The organism is Nonomuraea sp. NPDC050310 (assembly GCF_040655795.1).
Taxonomy (GTDB): Bacteria; Actinomycetota; Actinomycetes; order Streptosporangiales; family Streptosporangiaceae; genus Nonomuraea.
The window spans coordinates 111,043-127,877 of sequence record NZ_JBFAKP010000003.1 but is presented as its reverse complement, the minus strand read 5'-3'; the positions used below and the strand labels follow the sequence as shown (position 1 = coordinate 127,877).

At 72.8% G+C, this 16,835-nt stretch carries 12 protein-coding genes; 9 read left to right on the top strand and 3 right to left on the bottom strand.

From position 1 onward, the window contains the following. Positions 1–81: 81 nt before the first annotated feature. From AB0I67_RS10235 to AB0I67_RS10215, 5 genes are read left to right on the top strand one after another with little or no spacing between them, the layout of a single operon-like run. A complete protein-coding gene (locus tag AB0I67_RS10235; protein WP_357920699.1) occupies positions 82–1,416 on the top strand; it encodes an SWIM zinc finger family protein in 1,335 nt (444 codons plus the stop codon). Then, complete coding sequence (locus AB0I67_RS10230; protein ID WP_357920696.1) at positions 1,413–2,831, top strand: DUF5691 domain-containing protein; 1,419 nt, start codon at positions 1,413–1,415, stop codon at positions 2,829–2,831. Before AB0I67_RS10235 ends, AB0I67_RS10230 begins: the two co-directional genes overlap by 4 nt. Continuing rightward, positions 2,828–3,895, top strand: coding sequence for an AAA family ATPase (locus tag AB0I67_RS10225; protein WP_357920693.1), 1,068 nt, complete (start codon positions 2,828–2,830; stop codon positions 3,893–3,895). The genes AB0I67_RS10230 and AB0I67_RS10225 overlap by 4 nt, the downstream gene beginning before the upstream one ends. A gap of 28 nt (positions 3,896–3,923) precedes the next feature. Further along, complete coding sequence (locus AB0I67_RS10220) at positions 3,924–6,854, top strand: DUF5682 family protein (RefSeq protein WP_357920691.1); 2,931 nt, start codon at positions 3,924–3,926, stop codon at positions 6,852–6,854. Continuing rightward, a complete protein-coding gene (locus tag AB0I67_RS10215) occupies positions 6,847–7,974 on the top strand; it encodes a VWA domain-containing protein (protein ID WP_357920689.1) in 1,128 nt (375 codons plus the stop codon). The genes AB0I67_RS10220 and AB0I67_RS10215 overlap by 8 nt, the downstream gene beginning before the upstream one ends. Before the next feature lie 91 nt (positions 7,975–8,065). Here AB0I67_RS10215 and AB0I67_RS10210 read toward each other — a convergent pair whose 3' ends face one another. Next, on the bottom strand, positions 8,066–9,484 hold the full coding sequence (locus tag AB0I67_RS10210) for an MFS transporter (protein ID WP_357920687.1): 1,419 nt from the start codon (positions 9,482–9,484) through the stop codon (positions 8,066–8,068). A gap of 99 nt (positions 9,485–9,583) precedes the next feature. Between AB0I67_RS10210 and AB0I67_RS10205 the strand changes: the two genes are divergently transcribed. Genes AB0I67_RS10205 through AB0I67_RS10195 form a run of 3 tightly spaced genes read left to right on the top strand, consistent with a single transcriptional unit; the run spans position 9,584 to position 12,689 of the window. Further along, positions 9,584–10,294 carry a TetR/AcrR family transcriptional regulator gene (locus tag AB0I67_RS10205; protein WP_357920684.1) on the top strand — a complete coding sequence of 237 codons (711 nt, stop codon included), beginning with the start codon at positions 9,584–9,586 and terminating at the stop codon, positions 10,292–10,294. A gap of 48 nt (positions 10,295–10,342) precedes the next feature. Next, on the top strand, positions 10,343–11,701 hold the full coding sequence (locus AB0I67_RS10200; protein ID WP_357920681.1) for an MFS transporter: 1,359 nt from the start codon (positions 10,343–10,345) through the stop codon (positions 11,699–11,701). Positions 11,702–11,714: 13 nt separating this feature from the next. Then, complete coding sequence (locus AB0I67_RS10195; protein WP_357920678.1) at positions 11,715–12,689, top strand: enolase C-terminal domain-like protein; 975 nt, start codon at positions 11,715–11,717, stop codon at positions 12,687–12,689. Between the two features lie 19 nt (positions 12,690–12,708). On the opposite strand, the gene AB0I67_RS10190 is transcribed toward AB0I67_RS10195, so the two are convergent. After that, positions 12,709–14,148 carry an LCP family protein gene (locus tag AB0I67_RS10190; RefSeq protein WP_357920675.1) on the bottom strand — a complete coding sequence of 480 codons (1,440 nt, stop codon included), beginning with the start codon at positions 14,146–14,148 and terminating at the stop codon, positions 12,709–12,711. A 197-nt stretch (positions 14,149–14,345) separates the two neighbouring features. Between AB0I67_RS10190 and AB0I67_RS10185 the strand changes: the two genes are divergently transcribed. Continuing rightward, a complete protein-coding gene (locus AB0I67_RS10185; RefSeq protein ID WP_357920672.1) occupies positions 14,346–15,248 on the top strand; it encodes an alpha/beta hydrolase in 903 nt (300 codons plus the stop codon). A gap of 28 nt (positions 15,249–15,276) precedes the next feature. On the opposite strand, the gene AB0I67_RS10180 is transcribed toward AB0I67_RS10185, so the two are convergent. Then, positions 15,277–16,770 (bottom strand): prolyl oligopeptidase family serine peptidase, encoded by a 1,494-nt coding sequence (locus tag AB0I67_RS10180; protein ID WP_357920669.1) that lies wholly within the window; start codon positions 16,768–16,770, stop codon positions 15,277–15,279. Positions 16,771–16,835 lie beyond the last annotated feature (65 nt).

Below are 16,835 nucleotides of genomic sequence, written 5' to 3'. Positions count from 1 at the left end.
ATCCAAGATCGTGACTGATTCGCAACGCCCCGCGAATTCGGGGGACGGCAATTGTCGGTCGGGATGGCTAGTCTCGCCGACGTGATCGAACGGTGGAGCCGTGATCAGGTGCTCGCCCTCGCCCCCGACGCGTCCTCGCAGAAGGCGGCCCAGGGCTTGTCGTCGCCGGCCAAATGGCTGGTCCGGGGGATGTCGGGGGAGGTGTTGTTCGGCGAGTGCAAGGGCAGCGGCGCCAAGCCGTACCAATCGTGCGTCGACCTGTCCGAGCCGGCCTACCGGTGCAGTTGCCCGAGCCGGAAGTTCCCGTGCAAGCACTGCCTGGGGCTGCTGCTGTCCTGGTCGGCCGACGGGGTGCCCGACCTGGCGGTCCCGCCGTGGGCGGCGGAGTGGATCGACCAGCGGGCCGCCCGCGCGGCCAAGGCCGAGGCCCGGGTGGAGGCGGCTCGCGCCGCCGCCTCGGCCGAGCCGCCGGAGCCGGGCGGCTCCGGCGCGGTCCCGTCCGGGGCGCGCGCCGAGCAGGCGTCCGGGCGTCCCGACACCCGGACGGTACGGCAGGCGCGCGTGGCCGCCGGCCTGTCGGAGCTCGAACGCTGGCTGGGCGACCAGGTCCGCCACGGCCTGGCCGGCGCCGATCCGGCCGACTGGCAGGGCCTGGCCAAACGCCTGGTCGACGCGCAGGCGCCCGGGGTGGCGTCGATCGCCTCCCGGCTGGCCCGCGTGCCCGGCCAGGAAGGGTGGCCGGCGCGGCTCCTGGAGGAGTACGCGCTGCTCAAACTCCTGGTCGTCGCCTACACCCGGCGGGCCGAGCTGCCCGCGCCGCTGGCCCAGACCGTGCTGCAGCGCGTCGGCTTCCCCGTGGCGCGCGAGGACGTCCTGGCCGGGCAGCCGGTCCGCGACGAGTGGGACGTCATCGGCACCCGCGACGAGGAGGTCGACCGGCTGCTGACCCGCCGCGTCTGGCTGCGTGGCCGGGCCAGCGGGCGGGCCGCGGTGGTGCTCTCCTTCGCGCCGCCCGGCCAGCCGCTCGACGCCTCCCTGGTCGCGGGCACCACGGTCGAGGCGGACCTCGCCTTCTACCCGGGGGCGGCTCCGCTGCGTGCCCTCGTCGCGGTCCGGCACCGGATGGCCGAGCCGCACACCGCCGCCCCGCCGGGCCTCACCCCTGACGCCGCCCTCGACGAGCTCGCCGCGGCCATCGCGGGCGACCCTTGGGTGGATTCGTGGCCGCTGCTGCTGTCCGGGGTGGTTCCCGGATCCGCGCAGGTCGGCGGCCTGCCTCTGCATCCTCGCCACCGCGATCCGTGGCGGCTGCTCGCCGTGTCTGGAGGACACCCTGTGACCATGTCCGCCGAGTGGACACCCCAGGGCCTGCGCCCGCTCATGACCTGGGACGAGGGCCGGGCGGTGCTGCTGTGAAGTGGGAAGACCTGGTCTCGGCCGCCCTGGTCGGCACCGACCGCCGCGCCTACCCGGGCGACCTGCTGGGCGACGCGGCCCTGGAAGTCATCCGCCGCCGCGCCGGCCACCCGACCCCTGCCCCCGCCACGGCCCCGTCTGCGGTCCCTGGCTCAGGCGAGGAGGCGGTCTCTTCCGGTGAGGCGCTCGCCCCCGGGGGTGCTGCACCCCCTGAGGGGACCGCGCCTCCCGAGGAGCGGGAGGCCGTGCCGAGGAAGGCTGCCGATCGCCTGCGGCGTGTGCTGGGCGGGGAACAGCCCCGCCTGCTCGCCGAGTGGCTGCGCCTGGCCGCCGGGAGCGGCCGGAGGGTTCCCGCGCACGTCCTCCCCGACCTGCTCGACCGGGGCGACCGCGACCGCTCGATCCGCGAACACCTGGGCCTGCTGGCCGGCCACCGCGGCCGCTGGCTGGCGGCCCGCAACCCGGCCTGGGCCTACCTGCTCGACGAGCCGACCGGCGAGACCTGGGAGCTGGGCAGCAGCGGCGACCGCCGCGCCTACCTGAAACACCTGCGCGAGAGCGACCCGGAAGCGGCTCGCACGCTGGTGGAGGCCACCTGGACCCAGGAGACGCCCGACGATCGCGCCGCCTTCCTGGAGCTGTTCGAGTCCGGCCTGTCCATCGCCGACGAGCCGTTCCTGGAGCAGGCGCTCGACGACCGCCGCCGCGAGGTCCGCCAGCAGGCGGCGAACCTGCTCTCCAGGCTGCCCGGGTCGAGGCTGGCCCGGCGCATGGCGGCCAGAATCGAGCAGGCGGTCCGGGTGGGCAAGCACGAGATCACCGTCACCCCGCCCACCGAATGCGACCGTGCCATGGAACGCGACGGCATCCGCGCCAAGGCCCCGGCCGGCACCGGCGCGCGGGCGTGGTGGCTGCAGCAGCTCGTCGCCCGGGCCCCGCTGTCGGTCTGGCCGGGCCCGCCCGCCGAGCTGCTGGCCAAGCGCATCCCCGACTGGGACACCGAGCTGCGCCTGGGCTGGGTGCGCGCCGCGATCGTGCAGCGCGACCCGGAGTGGGCGCGGGCGATGTTCGAGTGGGACCCGATCGCCGACCTGCTGGTGGCGCTCCCGCCGTGGGAGCAGCAGCGGCTGGCGGCCGAGTTCGCCGAGCGGCACGAGCTCGACAATCAGTTGATCATGGTGCTGGGCGGCGTCGAACCGCCCTGGGGAGCCGGGCTGGCGGCAGCCGTACTGAACAAGATCGTGAAAATGGCGGCGGTGCAGCCCTGGAACCTGGGCGAGTTGTCCAGGATCGCCGGGGAGCGGATCGATCCGGCCCTGCACCACCTGGCCGAGCGGGCCTCGGCCGAGCAGGCGGTCCAGGAGGTCGCCGCGTTGTTGCGGTTCCGCGCAGAGATGAGGGAGGAGCTGTCATGAGCACCGTGTTGCGCCCGCACGCGGAAGACCAGTACGCCGAGGAGCTGGCGCTGCTGGCCAAGGAGGACGACCGGCCGAGGCCGCCGGGCTGGAAGTTGTCGCCGTGGGCGGTGACGACCTATCTGCTGGGCGACGGCGACAAGATCACGCCCAAGTACGTGGGTGCGCGGCGGATCGTGGAGGTGGCGGTCGCGACCCTCGCCACCGACCGGGCGTTGTTGCTGCTCGGCGTGCCGGGCACGGCCAAGACGTGGTTGTCGGAGCACCTCGCCGCGGCGATCAGCGGCGACTCGACGCTCCTGGTGCAGGGCACCGCGGGCACGGCAGAGGAGGCGATCCGCTACGGCTGGAACTACGCGCGGCTGCTGGCCGAGGGGCCGTCGCAGGAGGCGATGACGCCCAGCCCGATCATGCGCGCGATGGCCGAGGGCCGGCTGGCCCGGGTCGAGGAGCTGACGCGCATGCCGTCCGACGTCCAGGACGCGCTGATCACGGTGCTGTCGGAGAAGACGCTGCCGGTGCCCGAGCTCAACATCGAGGTGCAGGCGCAGCGCGGGTTCAACGTCATCGCCACCGCCAACGACCGTGACCGCGGCGTCAACGAGCTGTCCAGCGCGTTGCGGCGGCGCTTCAACACCGTCGTGCTGCCCGTCCCGGCGACCGCCGAGGAGGAGGTCGACATCGTCTCGCGCCGCGTCGAGCAGCTCGGTAGCGCGCTTCGCCTGCCGGAGACGGTGACCGGCATGACGGAGATCCAGCGGGTCGTCACCGTCTTCCGCGAACTGCGCAACGGGATGACCGAGGACGGCCGCACCAAGGTCAAGTCGCCGAGTGGCACCCTGTCCACGGCCGAGGCGATCTCGGTGCTGACCAGCGGCATCGCCCTGGCCGCCCACTTCGGCGACGGCGTCCTGCGGCCCTCCGACGTGGCCGCCGGCATCGTCGGCGCGGTGGTGCAGGAGCCGGTGTCGGACCGGGTCGTCTGGCACGAGTACCTCGAGACCGTGGTCCGCGAGCGGGCCGACTGGCGTGACTTCTACCGCGCCTGCCGCGAGGTGTCATGAGCGCGCCTCACGCCTGGAGGGAGGCGGCATGAGCCTGCACGTGCTCGGCGTGCGCCACCACGGGCCTGGGTCGGCGCGTGCCGTACGGGCCGAGCTGGAGCGGTTGCGGCCCGACGCGATCCTCATCGAGGGGCCGCCAGAGGCCAACGCGCTCATCCCGCTCCTGCCCGAGCTCGAACCGCCCGTGGCGTTGCTGGCGCACGTCCCGGGCGACCCGTCGCGTGCGGCTTTCTGGCCGTTCGCGGCGTTCTCGCCGGAGTGGCAGGCCATGGCGTACGGCGTGGCGGCCGGGGCCGAGGTGCGCTTCATCGACGTCCCGGCTGCGACCACCCTCGCCATGCCCTCCCGCGACGACCAGCCGCCTGCCCGCCCCGCTCCTGGGGTGCCGGGGGCGGGGGGCGACGCCGTACCCGGAGGTTTGCCGGGAGACGCTCTGCCGGGAGGTTCGCCGGGGCAGGGAGGCGGCCTCGCGCCGGGAGGCGTGCCGGGGGCGGCGGGGGACGCCGCGCCCGAAGGGGAGGCGCTGCCTGGTGACGGCGGGCCGGGGCGGGGGCTGGAGGAGCCGGGGCTGGCCGATCCGCTCGGGTGGCTCGCCGCCGCGGCCGGGTACGACGATCCAGAACGTTGGTGGGAGGACGTCGTCGAACACCGGGGCGACACCCCCTTCCAGGTGATCGCCGAGGCGATGGCCGCCGTCCGCGAGGGCCACGAGCCCGGCGAGCGGGAGGCCCGCCGGGAGGCCCACATGCGGCGCGCGGTGCGAGCCGCGATGCGCGAGGGCTTCGAGACCGTCGTGGTCGTCTGCGGCGCGTGGCACGCCCCCGCCATCTGGCTCGACGGCGCGCAGGCCGACAACGCGCTCCTGCGCGGGCTGCCCAAGGTCAAGGTCGAGCTCACCTGGGTGCCGTGGACGTACGGGCGACTGGCGGCGTGGAGCGGTTACGGCGCGGGCATCACCTCGCCCGGCTGGTACCACCACCTGTTCACCGCCCCCGACCGCCCCGTCGAGCGCTGGCTCGCCGCCGCCGCCGGGGTGCTGCGGCAGGAGGGCCTGGCCGTCTCCTCGGCGCACGTCATCGAGGCGGTACGGCTGGCGCACAGCCTCGCCGGGCTGCGCGGGCGACCGCTCGCCGGGCTCGGGGAGGTCAGCGAGGCCGCCCTCGCGGTGTTGTGCGAGGGCGACGCGTTGCCGCTCGACCTCATCCAGCGGCAGCTCGTCGTCGGCGACCGGATCGGGCACGTGGGCGACGGGGTGCCCATGGTGCCCCTCCAGCGTGACCTGCGCGACCAGCAACGGCGGTTGCGGCTTCCCGCCGAGGCGTTGGTGCGGGAGCTCGACCTCGACCTCCGCAAGCCGCTCGACCTCGACCGGAGCCGGCTGCTGCACCGCCTGCGGCTGCTCGGCGTCGAGTGGGGGACGCCGCGGGAGGCGCGGGGCAAGGGCACCTTCCGGGAGAGCTGGTCGCTGTCCTGGGACCCGGAGTTCGACCTGCGCCTGATCGAACTGGCCGCCCTTGGGGTCACCGTGGAGTCGGCTGCGGTCCGTTACGCCTGCGACCTGGCCGGCCAGACGTCGCCGGGCGTGCTCGGGGGTGGCGGGAGGGGCGCCGGGCTCCCCGCCGGGTCCGTCCCGACGTCCGGGCTGCCGGGCTCGGCCGGGTCTGGGGGCGGACTGCCTGGCTCGGCCGGGCCCGGGGGCGGACTGCCTGGCTCGGCCGGGCCCGGGGGCGGCGTGCCCGGCTCAGTCGGCCCCGGCGGTGGGAGCCAGGCCGGGTCCGGGGGTGGGGGCCAGGCCGGGTCGCTGGCCGACCTGGCCGGGCTGGTCGAGCGGTGTCTGCTGGCCGACCTGCCCGCTGCCATGCCCGCAGTTCTGGCGGCGTTGTCGGCGCGGGCAGCGCTGGACACCGATGTCACCCACCTCATGGCCGCCCTGCCCGCCATGGTCCGCGCCCAGCGGTACGGGGATGTGCGGGGGACCTCCGCCGAGGGACTGGCGGTGATCGCGAGCTCCTTGCTCGACCGGATCTGTGTCGGGTTGCCGGTGGCGGTCACCTCGCTGGACGACGACTCCGCCGCCGCCCTGCTCAAGGAGGTCGACGGCGTCCACTCGGCAGTGGCCCTCCTGGAGGAGAGCCGCACCGACCAACACCCCGTTCCCGCTCAGCAACACCCAGTTGGTCAGCCGCCCGGCATCGATCAGCCCGCCTCGGTCCAGCCTCGGCCCGAGTCGGTGGCCGGGCCCCCGGCCGGGGCGGAAGCCGAGCCCCAGGCGGGTGTGGATGCCGGGCTCCTCGGTGAGCTTCAGCCCCCAGCTTCACCCTCCGCCCACCCCGCAGACCAGCCCCCCACAGAGGCGCCCCCTTCCGCGGGAGTCCCGGCCCACCCCGACGACGCGGCCCAGGCGGCGGAGGCTGCGGACCGGACTGCGGCTGAGGCCCCGCGAATGGCTGAGGCGGAAAGCGGAGTCCCCCGGGAAAGGCGGAGTGGGGGAGGGGCCAGTCCGGAGAGCCGGTGGCTGGTGACGCTGCGAGGGGTGTGCGACCGGCGAGACCTCCACGGCCTGATCGAAGGGCGCCTGACCCGCATCCTGCTGGACGCCGGTGAGATCGACGACGCCGAGAGCCGGATGGCCAGGGCGATGTCACGAGGAAACGAACCGGCCCGCGCCGCGGCGTGGGTGGAGGGGTTCCTGGCGGGCGGCGGGTTGCTGCTGGTGCACGATCCGACCCTGCTCCCCCTGCTGGACAGGTGGCTGGCCGGTCTGGGCCCCGAGGAGTTCGTGCAGGTGCTGCCCCTGCTCCGCCGTACGTTCGGCAAGTTCGCCACTCCCGAGCGGCGGTCGATCGGGCAGCGGGTGAAGGGCGAGCGCAAGGAGCAGGCGGCGCACGAGGTGGACGAGCGGAGGGCCGCACCGGCGGTCAGGACGGTGCTGGACATCCTGGGGAGGTCCGATGGATGAGCGGTTGCGACGCTGGCGGCTGGTGCTCGGCGGCGGCGAGGCGGACGGCACGGGCGTGAGCCTCCAGGCCGGCGACGCCCGGATGGACGGCGCGCTGGACGCGGTCTACGAGGGCAAGGGCGGCCTGGGCGCCTCGGCGCCGAAGGTGGCCAGGTGGCTGGGCGACATCCGGGAGTTCTTCCCGTCGAGCGTGGTCCAGGTGATGCAGAAGGACGCGATCGACCGGCTGGATCTGACCAGGCTGCTGCTGGAGCCGGAGATGCTGGAGGCGGTCGAGCCGGACGTGCACCTGGTGGGCACGCTGCTGTCGTTGAACAGGCTGATGCCCGACCAGGCCAGGGAGTCGGCCCGGCGGGTGGTGCGGCACGTCGTGCAGGAGCTCGAACGGCGGCTGCAGCAACGTACCCGGGCAGCGGTCACCGGGGCGCTCGACCGGGCGTCACGGACCAATCGCCCGAAACGCCCGTCGGAGATCGATTGGGACCGCACTATCCGGGCGAACCTGAAGAACTACCTGCCCGAGCAGAACACCGTGGTGCCCGAGCGGCTGATCGGCTACGCGCGCCGGCAGCAGGCGGTGCAACGCGAGGTGACGTTGTGCGTCGACCAGAGCGGGTCGATGGCGGCGTCGGTGGTGTACTCGGGCGTGTTCGGGGCGGTGCTCGCCTCGATGCGGACGCTCAGGACCCGGCTGGTGGTGTTCGACACCGCGGTGGTGGACCTCACCGAGCAGTTGCACGATCCGGTGGAGGTGCTGTTCGGGACGCAGCTCGGCGGCGGGACGGACATCAACCGGGCGATCGCCTACTGCCAGGGGCTGATCACCCGGCCCACGGAGTCGATCTTCATCCTGATCAGCGACCTGTACGAGGGCGGGGTCCGGGAGGAGATGTTGCGCCGGGTGGCGCAGCTCACCGCTTCGGGAGTGCAGGTGGTGGTGTTGCTGGCGCTGTCGGACGAGGGGGCGCCGTTCTACGACCACGACAACGCGGCGGCGCTGGCGGCGATGGGGGTGCCGGCCTTCGCCTGCACGCCGGACGCCTTCCCGGACCTGATGGCCGCGGCGATCGAACGCCGCGACCTGAACCGCTGGGCCGAACTCCAGGCCACCGGCCGCTGACCCGGCACGCCCCTGGGCACCCGCCCACGGGCGTGCCCCGGCGCCGGCCGTACCCGAAAACCAGCCCCAACCATGCCGGCCGTACCCCGGGTCAGTGGGCGGAGAGCTCGGGGCGGGCGTGCCGGGGCAGCAGGAACGACAGCAGGAAGGTGAGCCCGAGCAGCCCGATCTCCACCCCGATGACCACCTGGAAGGCCCCCGCGAAGTCCCAGCCCGATTTGAGCAGGTTGAACAGCAGCGTGAGCAGGATCGCCGCCCCCAGCGCGCTGCCGAGCTGCTGCACCGCGGTGAGGGTGCCCGACGCCGAGCCGGACTCGTGGTCCTCCACCCCGGCGAGGATGATGTCGAAGAAGGGCGCCATCGTGATGCCCATCCCGATGCCGACCAGGGCGAGGCCGGGGGCGAGCTGCCACGGCCCGGCCTCGAGGCCGGCCAGGTGCACGGTGACGCCGAGGATGACCGCGCCGACGGTCATCACGCCGGTGCCAAGCTGGAGCAGCGTACGGCCGAGCCGCGCCTGCAACGCCATCGCGATGCCGAACCCGGCGACGCCCCCGAGGGCCTGGGGCAGGCTGGTGAGTCCGGCCTTGAGCGGGCTGTAGCCGAGCCCCTGCTGCATGTAGAGCATGAAGACGAGCCCGAGCCCGATCATGCCGGTGAAGAAGGCGAGCCCGGCGACCAGCCCGCCGGTGAAGGCGCGCTTGCGGAACAGGCTCGGGGTGACCAGCGGATCGCCCTTCTTGCGCGCCTCGTACCGGCCGAAGACCCAGAACATCACGATCGAGCCGGCCATCGAGACCCAGGTCCAGGCGGGCCAGTCCTGCTCCTGCCCTTGGATCAGCGGGAAGATCAGCAGGAAGGCGGCGAGCGAGACGAGGAGCATGCCGACCAGGTCGAGGCGGGTGGCGTCGGTGGAGCGGTGCTCGGGCAGGTACTTGATCGCGGCCAGGACGGCCAGCAGCCCGACGGGCAGGTTGATCAGGAAGATCATGCGCCAGCCGGTGCCGAACAGGTCGGCGCTGACCAGCCAGCCGGCCAGCACGGGCCCGCCGACGGAGGAGATGGTCATCACCGGGCCGAAGGCGCTGAAGGCCTTGCCCATCTCCTGCGGCGGGAACATCGCCTTGATCAGCCCGAGGCCCTGCGGCAGCATGACGGCGCCGAACAGGCCCTGCAGCACGCGGGCGCCGATGAGCATCTCGGGGCTGACGGCCACGCCGCACAGCAGGGAGGCGACGGTGAAGCCGGCGGCGCCGACGATGAACATGCGCTTGCGGCCGTAGAGGTCGCCGAGGCGGCCGCCGGTGATCAGGCCGACGGCCATGGCCAGGGTGTAGCCGGCCACGAGCCATTGCAGCATGCCTTCGGTGCCGCCGAGGTCGGCCTGGATGGAGGGGCCGGCGATCTGGGTGATCAGGGCGTCGAGCAGGTCCATCACCTCGGCGGCGAGGATCACGAAGAGGGCGGTCCAACGCCAGCGGTAGGCGGGCGGGCTTTCGACGGTCGTCATGGGGGACTCCTGACAGAACGGGGTTCTCTCAACGAACGGCGTTCGTTACGAACACCGTTTTATTGGCGAACGCTGTTCGTGTCAAGTACATTGTTCGTCATGGAGACGCCCGCCCCGCCCTGGCGCACCGCCCGCAAGCAACCCCGCCGCCAGCTCAGCCAGGAGCTCATCGTCGAAACCGGGCTGCGCATCCTCGACGACGAGGGCCTCGAAGCGGTGAGCATGCGCCGCGTGGCCCAGGAGCTGAACACCGGCCCGGCCTCCCTCTACGCCCACGTGGCCAATAAGGAGGAGCTGCTGGAGCTGATGTACGAGCAGGTCATCGGCGAGATCGAGCTGCCCGCGCCGGACGATCCGCGCCCGTGGCAGGAGCAGATCCGCGAGATCGTCCGCAACAGCCAGCGCACTCTGGCCCGGCACGGCTCGATCGCGGCCACGGTCATGGCGGGCGTGCCCACCGGCCCCAACTCGATGCGGATGGCCGAGCGCATGCTGGGCGTCATGCTCGGCGGCGGCATCCCCAAGCGGGTGGCCACGATGGCCATGGACCGGCTGGCGATGTACATCACCGCCGACGTCTACGAGTCCTCGCTCTACCAGTCCATGTGGCGGGCCAGCGGCAAGGAGCGCGAGCAGTTCGTCACCGACTACTTCGGCCAGATCCGCGAGTACTTCCTGAGCCTGCCCCCCGAGCGTTTCCCGCACCTGTCGGCCAGCGTCGAGGAGATGCTGGAGGGCGACGGGGACGAGCGGTTCGAGTTCGGGCTCGACCTGATCATCGCCGGGATCGAGGCGCGGCTAAAGTCCTAGGACTCCGGCCCGATGTGCCGGACCCGGGCTCCGCCGTACCTTCTGCGCATGACAGCAGTGATGGCAGCGCCGGTTGCGCCCCCCGAGACGATTTTCTCCCCCAGATACCGGGCGATCAGCTTCGGGCTGGTCGCCCTCGTCACCCTGGTCGCCTTCGAGGCGATGGCGGTGGCCACCGCGATGCCGAAGGTCGCCGACGACCTCGGCGGCCGGCATCTGTACAACCTGGCCTTCAGCGGCGCGCTCGCGGCCAGCGTGATCGCCACCGTGCTGGGCGGGCGCTGGGCCGACCTGAAGGGCGCGCTCACCCCGATGTGGTCCGGTCTGGCCGCCTTCGTCGCCGGGTTGCTGATCGCGGGCACCGCGCCGACCATGGAGCTGTTCGTGGCCGGCCGGTTCGTCCAGGGCTTCGGCGGTGGCCTGTTCAACGTCGCCCTCTATGTCTTGATCGCCCGTGCCTACCCCGGGGAGCTGCATCCCAAGGTCTTCTCCCTCTTCTCCACCGCGTGGGTCGTGCCGTCGCTGGTCGGGCCGCTGATCGCCGGCGTCATCGCGGCCGAGCTCGACTGGCGGCTGGTCTTCCTCGGCGTCCCGGTGCTCGCCGCCCCCGCCGCCCTCGCGTTGTGGCGCGGCACCGTGCGCGCCGACGTGCGCGGCGGCCGGGGCGAACCCGGCTCCGGTCTCGGCCGCCAGCTCCTCTGGGCCGTGCTCACCGCCGTCTCGGCGGCTCTGATCCAGTACGGCAGCGCCCTCAAGCTGGCCGGGCTGCCCCTCCTGATCGGCGGCCTGGTGCTGCTGGCCGTCGCGCTGCCCCGCCTGCTGCCGCCCGGCACCATGCGCGCCGCGCCCGGCCTGCCCACCGCGGTCATCCTGCGCGGCCTGGCCGCCGGTTCGATGTTCGCCGCCGAGGTGCTCGTCCCGCTGCTGCTCATCGACGAGCGCGGCATGACCTACGCCGGAGCCGGCGTCGTCCTGACCGTCGGCGCGCTCGGCTGGGCCGCGGGCTCCTGGATCAAGGGCAAGGGCTGGATCAGCCACGCGTTCGCCCTGCGCGGCGGCATCGCCGGCATCGGCATCGGCATCGCGATCATGTCCCTCGTGCTGATCGACGGCGCCCCCATCGCGCTGGCCTACCTCGCCTGGATCGTCACCGGCCTGGGCATCGGCGCGCTCTACCCGACCGTCTCGATCCTCGTCCTCGAACTGTCCAGCCCCGGCGAGGAAGGCAAGAACAGCGGCGCGCTCGGCGTCGGCGAATCGGTCTTCGTCGTGGTCGCCGTCGCCCTCACCGGCGCCCTGTTCACCGCCACCAACGGCCTCTACGTCGTCGGCTTCGCCCTCACCTTCGCGCTGACCGTGCTGGGCTTCGTCCTCGCGCCACGCTTTACCCTGAGAAGGAGTCAGTGACCTAGGGGGATGCATGCCGCGAGTCCGGGAGCTGGAGTTCTTCCGCGTCGTCCTGCCGTACGGCAGGCGGGTGGAGAGCCTGCTCGTCAAGCTCACCGACCACGGCGGGATGACCGGCTGGGGGGAACTCGTCGGCCCGGACGGCGACCCCCCGGACAGCGATCTGCCCGGCCTCGACTGGGAGCACCCCGACTCCGTCCCCTTCGAGCATCCCGCCATCGACATGGCCTGCTGGGACCTCTGGACCCGGATGCGCGGCGTCCCCCTGGCGCACGCGCTCGGCGGCAGCCGTACCTCCGTGGTGGCGACCGTCCGCCTGGGCCTCGACCCCAACCCCGAGCACCTGGTCACCCGGGTCAACCAGCAGGTCTGCGGCGGCTACACGCACGTCACCCTGGACATCCGGCCGGGCTGGGACATCGAACCCGTCCGCGCGGTACGGCAGGCGTTCCCGGCCCTCACCCTGGCCGTCGACGCCGCCGAGACCTACACCTCCGAAGAGCAGCTCATCGCCCTCGACTCCTACGACATCGAGGTCATCGAGCGGCCCTTCCCCATCGCCGACGTCGGCGCGCACGCCTCGCTCCAGGACCAGGTCGCCGCCAAGGTCGCCGTCGAGGGCCCGCTGCTCGACGACTACCTCACCCTGCGCGCCGCCCGCGCTCTCATCCTGCGCCCGGCCGCCTACCCCCGCCTCAGCGACGCCCGCCGCGCCCACGACCGTGCGGCGGCGGCCGGCTGGGACATCGTCTGCGCCGGCGGCCGTGGCACCGGCCTGGCCCGCGCCGCCGCCGTCGCGGTCGCCAGCCTGCCGGGCTGCACCCTGCCCTGCGACGTCACCCAGCCGCCCAAGAACGCCCAGATCGTCGACCCCGTCGTCGGCGCCGCCGCCGGCGTCGTCGCCGTCCCCCTCACCCAGCCGGGCCTCGGCCACGACATCGACGAGGCCCGCGTACGGAAACTGGCGGAACGCGCCTTCCGGGTGTGATCGCCTGCCGTACCCCCGGTCAGAGGCCTCCGCAGCCGTCGGTCAGGGGCTTGGGGGCGCTGGTCGGGCTGCTGCTCGGGCTGGCGGTGGGGGTGGCGGTGCGGGAGGGCTTGGGGGTGGAGGTCTGGCCGCCCATGGCGACGATGGGCTTGGGCGAGGTGGAGTCGCGCAGGGCCTTCGCGGTGACGGCGCGGATCTTGTCCCAGTCCGGCGCGTAGGTCTTGATCAACGGCGGGACGAACTGCACGCTGGTCACCTTGGCGTTCTTGACCTTGAGCGCGAGCGGCACCAAATGCTCCAGCCAGACCCGGGGGATGTCGGTGCGGATGAGCTGCTTGGTGGCCTTGGCGACCTCGCCGAAGCGGGTGAGCACGGTCTGCGGGTCGGCCTGGTCGAGCAGGGCGCCGATGACGCAGCGCTGGCGGCGCATCCGGGTGTAGTCGTCGCTGTTGGTGCGCGAACGGGCGTACCACATGGCGTCGGCGCCGCGCAGCTTGCGGGTGCCGGCCTTGACCAGGCCCTCGTTGTACTTGCCGAAGACGACGTCGGTCTCGACGGTGAGGGTGATGCCGCCGATGGCGTCGATGAGCCGGGCGAAGCCCCACATGTTGGCCAGGACGTACCAGTCGACCTCGAGGCCGAGGGTGTGGCCGATGGTCTCCATCAGCACCTGCGGGCCCATGTTGCGGCGCCCGCCGAAGATCTCCGGGTGCGCGTCGGAGTACTCCCACACGCTGTTGAGCAGGTCGCTGCGCCCACCGCCGGGGTCGGGCGGCAGCCGGAAGCCGTCGGGGAACTTCTGCGCCATCGGCGTGCCGGGCTTGAAGCGCACGTACTCCAGGTTGCGCGGCAGGCTGAGCAGCACGGTGTTGCCGGTCTTCACGTCGATGCTGGCCAGGTGCATGCTGTCGGTGCGCACGCCGGTGCGGTTGTCGTCGGCGTCACCGCCGAGGACCAGCAGGTTGACGCGCTCGCGTCCGGCCCACGGGTCCTCGCGGTGGGCGGGGCGCATCTTGTCGTCGGTCGGGGCGTCGAAGACGGCGTCGAGCGTGTCGTTGCCGATCCAGAGCGACTGCGCGGCGAGCCCGAAGGGGGCGATCACCGCGACGGCCAGCAGGCCGGCGAGCGAGCCGGCGACGATCTGCGGCACCTGCGGCAGCGAGCCCGGTTTGAGCACGATGAAGGAGTGCACGACCAGCGCGAACCAGCACAGCCCGAGTACGGCCGCGCCGCTGGTGATCGCGATGAGCAGGCCGGAGTCGGCGGCCACCGAGCCGGCGAGGTCGCCGCCCTGGATCAGCGCGACCGCCAGGAGGGCCAGCAGTCCGGCGAGGTAGAGACCGAGCAGGGTGAGCCCGGTCTTGCGCCAGCCGGCCCTCAGATGGGCCGCGCCGGGCACGACGACAGAGAGCAGGGTCCACCCCAGGACCGCTCCAGCGCTCAGTGCTCTCCGAACCACGCCATCCCTGCTTCCCCCAGCGCTCCACGTTAAGCCGACGGTATGCCGCCCAACCCCTTCCGACCAGGGAGCGTACGGACATACTGCCAAAAATGACCTAAGGGGAGAATTAACATCTGGCGAACGCCCGACGCCGCCCTATATTGAAGCGCCTCCCCCTCGAAGTTGCCCCGGGGTTCACCGAATACTGTTGGTCCATGTACGAGATCACGGTGCTGCCCATGCCTCCGGACTTCGAAGGTGATGTGGTCGCGACGCTGCTGGCCAGGCGCACGGGCTCGCGCAGAGCCGTGCTTTACGTGCACGGGTTCACCGACTACTTCTTCCAGGACCACCTGGCCGAGCACTACCTCGCCCAGGGCATCGACTTCTACGCCCTCGACCTGCGCAAGTACGGCCGCTCGCTGCTCCCGCACCAGACCCGCGGGCTGATCAGGAGCATCACCGACTACTTCCCGGAGCTCGACGAGGCGGTGCGGATCATCCGCGAGGACCACGACGAGGTGACGATCAACGCCCACTCCACCGGCGGCCTGACCGCCGCGCTGTGGGCCGACCGGGTGCGCGGGCGCGGGCTGGTGCAGGGGCTCGTGCTCAACAGCCCGTTCTTCGACCTCAACGTCCCCGCGCCGGTACGGCTGGCCGCCGACGTGCTGAAGGGCCCGCTGTCACGTTCGGCCCGCGCGCTCCCGGTGGGGGTCAGCATGGCCTACGGCCACAGCCTGCACCGCGACCACGGCGGCGAGTGGGACTACGACCTGCAGCTCAAGCCGCACGGCGGGTTCTCCGTGCACGCGATGTGGCTGGCCGCCATCCGCCGGGCCCAGCGGCGGCTGCACGGCGGGCTCGACGTGGACGTGCCCGTGCTGGTGCTGGCCTCCTCCAAGGGGCTGCGGGTGCGGGACTTCGTGCCCGAGGCGCGCAACGCCGACGTGGTGCTCGACCCGCGGCAGATCGCCCGCTGGTCCACCGCGGTCGGGCCGCACGTCACCTGCGTGCGCATCCCGGACGGCATGCACGACCTGATCCTGTCGGCCGAGCCGGTGCGCAAGCAGGTCTTCGCCGAGCTCGACCGCTGGATGGCCGCCTACCTCACCTGAGGGCCGGCCCCCAGGGGACGGCGAGCGGCTACCAGGGGAAGGCGAACAGGCCGTAGTAGGCGGCGGCGACCAGCAGCAGGCCGGTCCCGCCGAGCACACCCGCCACGGCCACGTGCTGCCAGCGCGTCGGCAGCAGCCCCTCGCGCAACGCGGTGATCACCGTCGCCACCGCGGTCACCTCCTGGAGCAGCATCAGGACGGCCAGCACCCGCACCACCAGCCAGCCGCCCAGCACCGCCGGCCACGCCCCGGCCTGGTTGACCGAGAACATCACCAGCAGCGTGATGAAGGCGACCACCGAGACCAGCAGGCCGAGGCCGGTCCAGGCCATCCGGCGCAGCCGCTTGCGGATCGGCGCCCACAGCGCGGCATGGGACTGCGCCGGGGGAGGGGGGCCGCCGCGGAGCCGTACCACCAGCTCGGCGACCGGGCCGGCCACGTAGCCGACGGCGGCCAGGCAGATCGTCAGGCCCAGCATGGTGCCCCCGGCGTACCAGGGGGCGGCGGGCACGTCCGCGGCCTGGAAACGCTGGACCGGCGTCGCGCCGGCCAGATGCAGCTCGGGCTTGCCGGTGCCGGGCAGGCCCTTGATCCAGTTGGCCAGCGTCTCCAGGTAGCCCGGCGCGAACGGCCCGCCGCCGACCCGCATCGCGTGGTCGGCCTGGTCGAGGAAGCGGATCGTGTACCGCTCGTTGCCGGCCTGCTCCAGCGCGGTGGTCAGCGCGCGGGTGCTCTCCACGAACGGGATCGACGGGTCCGTCGTGCCGTACAGCGCCAGCACCGGCTGGTGCACGCCGCGCAGCGCGGGCATGGCGTCGTGCCGCAGGAAGTCGAAGCCGAACACGCCCATCGCCCGGGTGAGCAGGTCACGCACGCCGGTCGGCGCCCGCAGCCGCAGGAGCTGCTCGTTCAGCGCCCAGGCGACCTGCCGCAGCGGTGAGACGTTCGGCGAGGAGACCAGCACCACGAAACCCACCGCCGAGCTGCGGGCGGCGGCGATCGGCACCACCCAGCCGCCCTCGCTGACGCCCCAGATGCCCACCGTCGCCGGATCCACGTCGGGCCGGGTGCGCAGGTAGTCGACCATCCGCAGCGCGTCGTCGGCCAGCAGCCCGAAGTCGCGGTCGCGGAAGTTGTAGCCCACGGTCCGCTTGTCGAAGGCCAGCGTCACCACACCCGCCGCGGCCAGGAACTCCGCCTGCGGCGTGAACTCCTCCTGCGAGCCGTTGCCCGAGCCGGAGATGAACACCATGGCCGGATGCCGCCCCGGCGTCGCCGGCGCCCGCACCGTCGCCTGGAGCTGCTGGCCCTGCGCCGGCATCGTGATCTTCTCCGTGCGGTACGGCGTAGCCGCCACGACCGGCTTCAGCTCCGCGGCCGGCTGCACGGGCAGAGCGCGGAAAGCCGCGTCCACCTGGAGCGGCGGCGGATCGAAAGCCGGGGGAAGGACGTATCCGAGGGCTGCCAGCGCCACCAGCACCAGGCCTGCGGCGACGCTCAAGGTGCCACGACCGGTGCGCATCGGCCTCCCCATGTGCGTTGGTTTGCCCGCTGATCTTCAAGGCTACTCCCGGCGCGTCGCCCACT

Coding starts and splice junctions, on each gene's coding strand:
- AB0I67_RS10225 (WP_357920693.1), top strand. CDS start 2,828: ATGAGCACCGTGTTGCGCCCGCACGCGGAAGACCAGTACGCCGAGGAG.
- AB0I67_RS10220 (WP_357920691.1), top strand. CDS start 3,924: ATGAGCCTGCACGTGCTCGGCGTGCGCCACCACGGGCCTGGGTCGGCG.
- AB0I67_RS10215 (WP_357920689.1), top strand. CDS start 6,847: ATGGATGAGCGGTTGCGACGCTGGCGGCTGGTGCTCGGCGGCGGCGAG.
- AB0I67_RS10210 (WP_357920687.1), bottom strand. CDS start 9,484: ATGACGACCGTCGAAAGCCCGCCCGCCTACCGCTGGCGTTGGACCGCC.
- AB0I67_RS10205 (WP_357920684.1), top strand. CDS start 9,584: ATGGAGACGCCCGCCCCGCCCTGGCGCACCGCCCGCAAGCAACCCCGC.
- AB0I67_RS10200 (WP_357920681.1), top strand. CDS start 10,343: ATGACAGCAGTGATGGCAGCGCCGGTTGCGCCCCCCGAGACGATTTTC.
- AB0I67_RS10195 (WP_357920678.1), top strand. CDS start 11,715: ATGCCGCGAGTCCGGGAGCTGGAGTTCTTCCGCGTCGTCCTGCCGTAC.
- AB0I67_RS10185 (WP_357920672.1), top strand. CDS start 14,346: ATGTACGAGATCACGGTGCTGCCCATGCCTCCGGACTTCGAAGGTGAT.
- AB0I67_RS10180 (WP_357920669.1), bottom strand. CDS start 16,770: ATGCGCACCGGTCGTGGCACCTTGAGCGTCGCCGCAGGCCTGGTGCTG.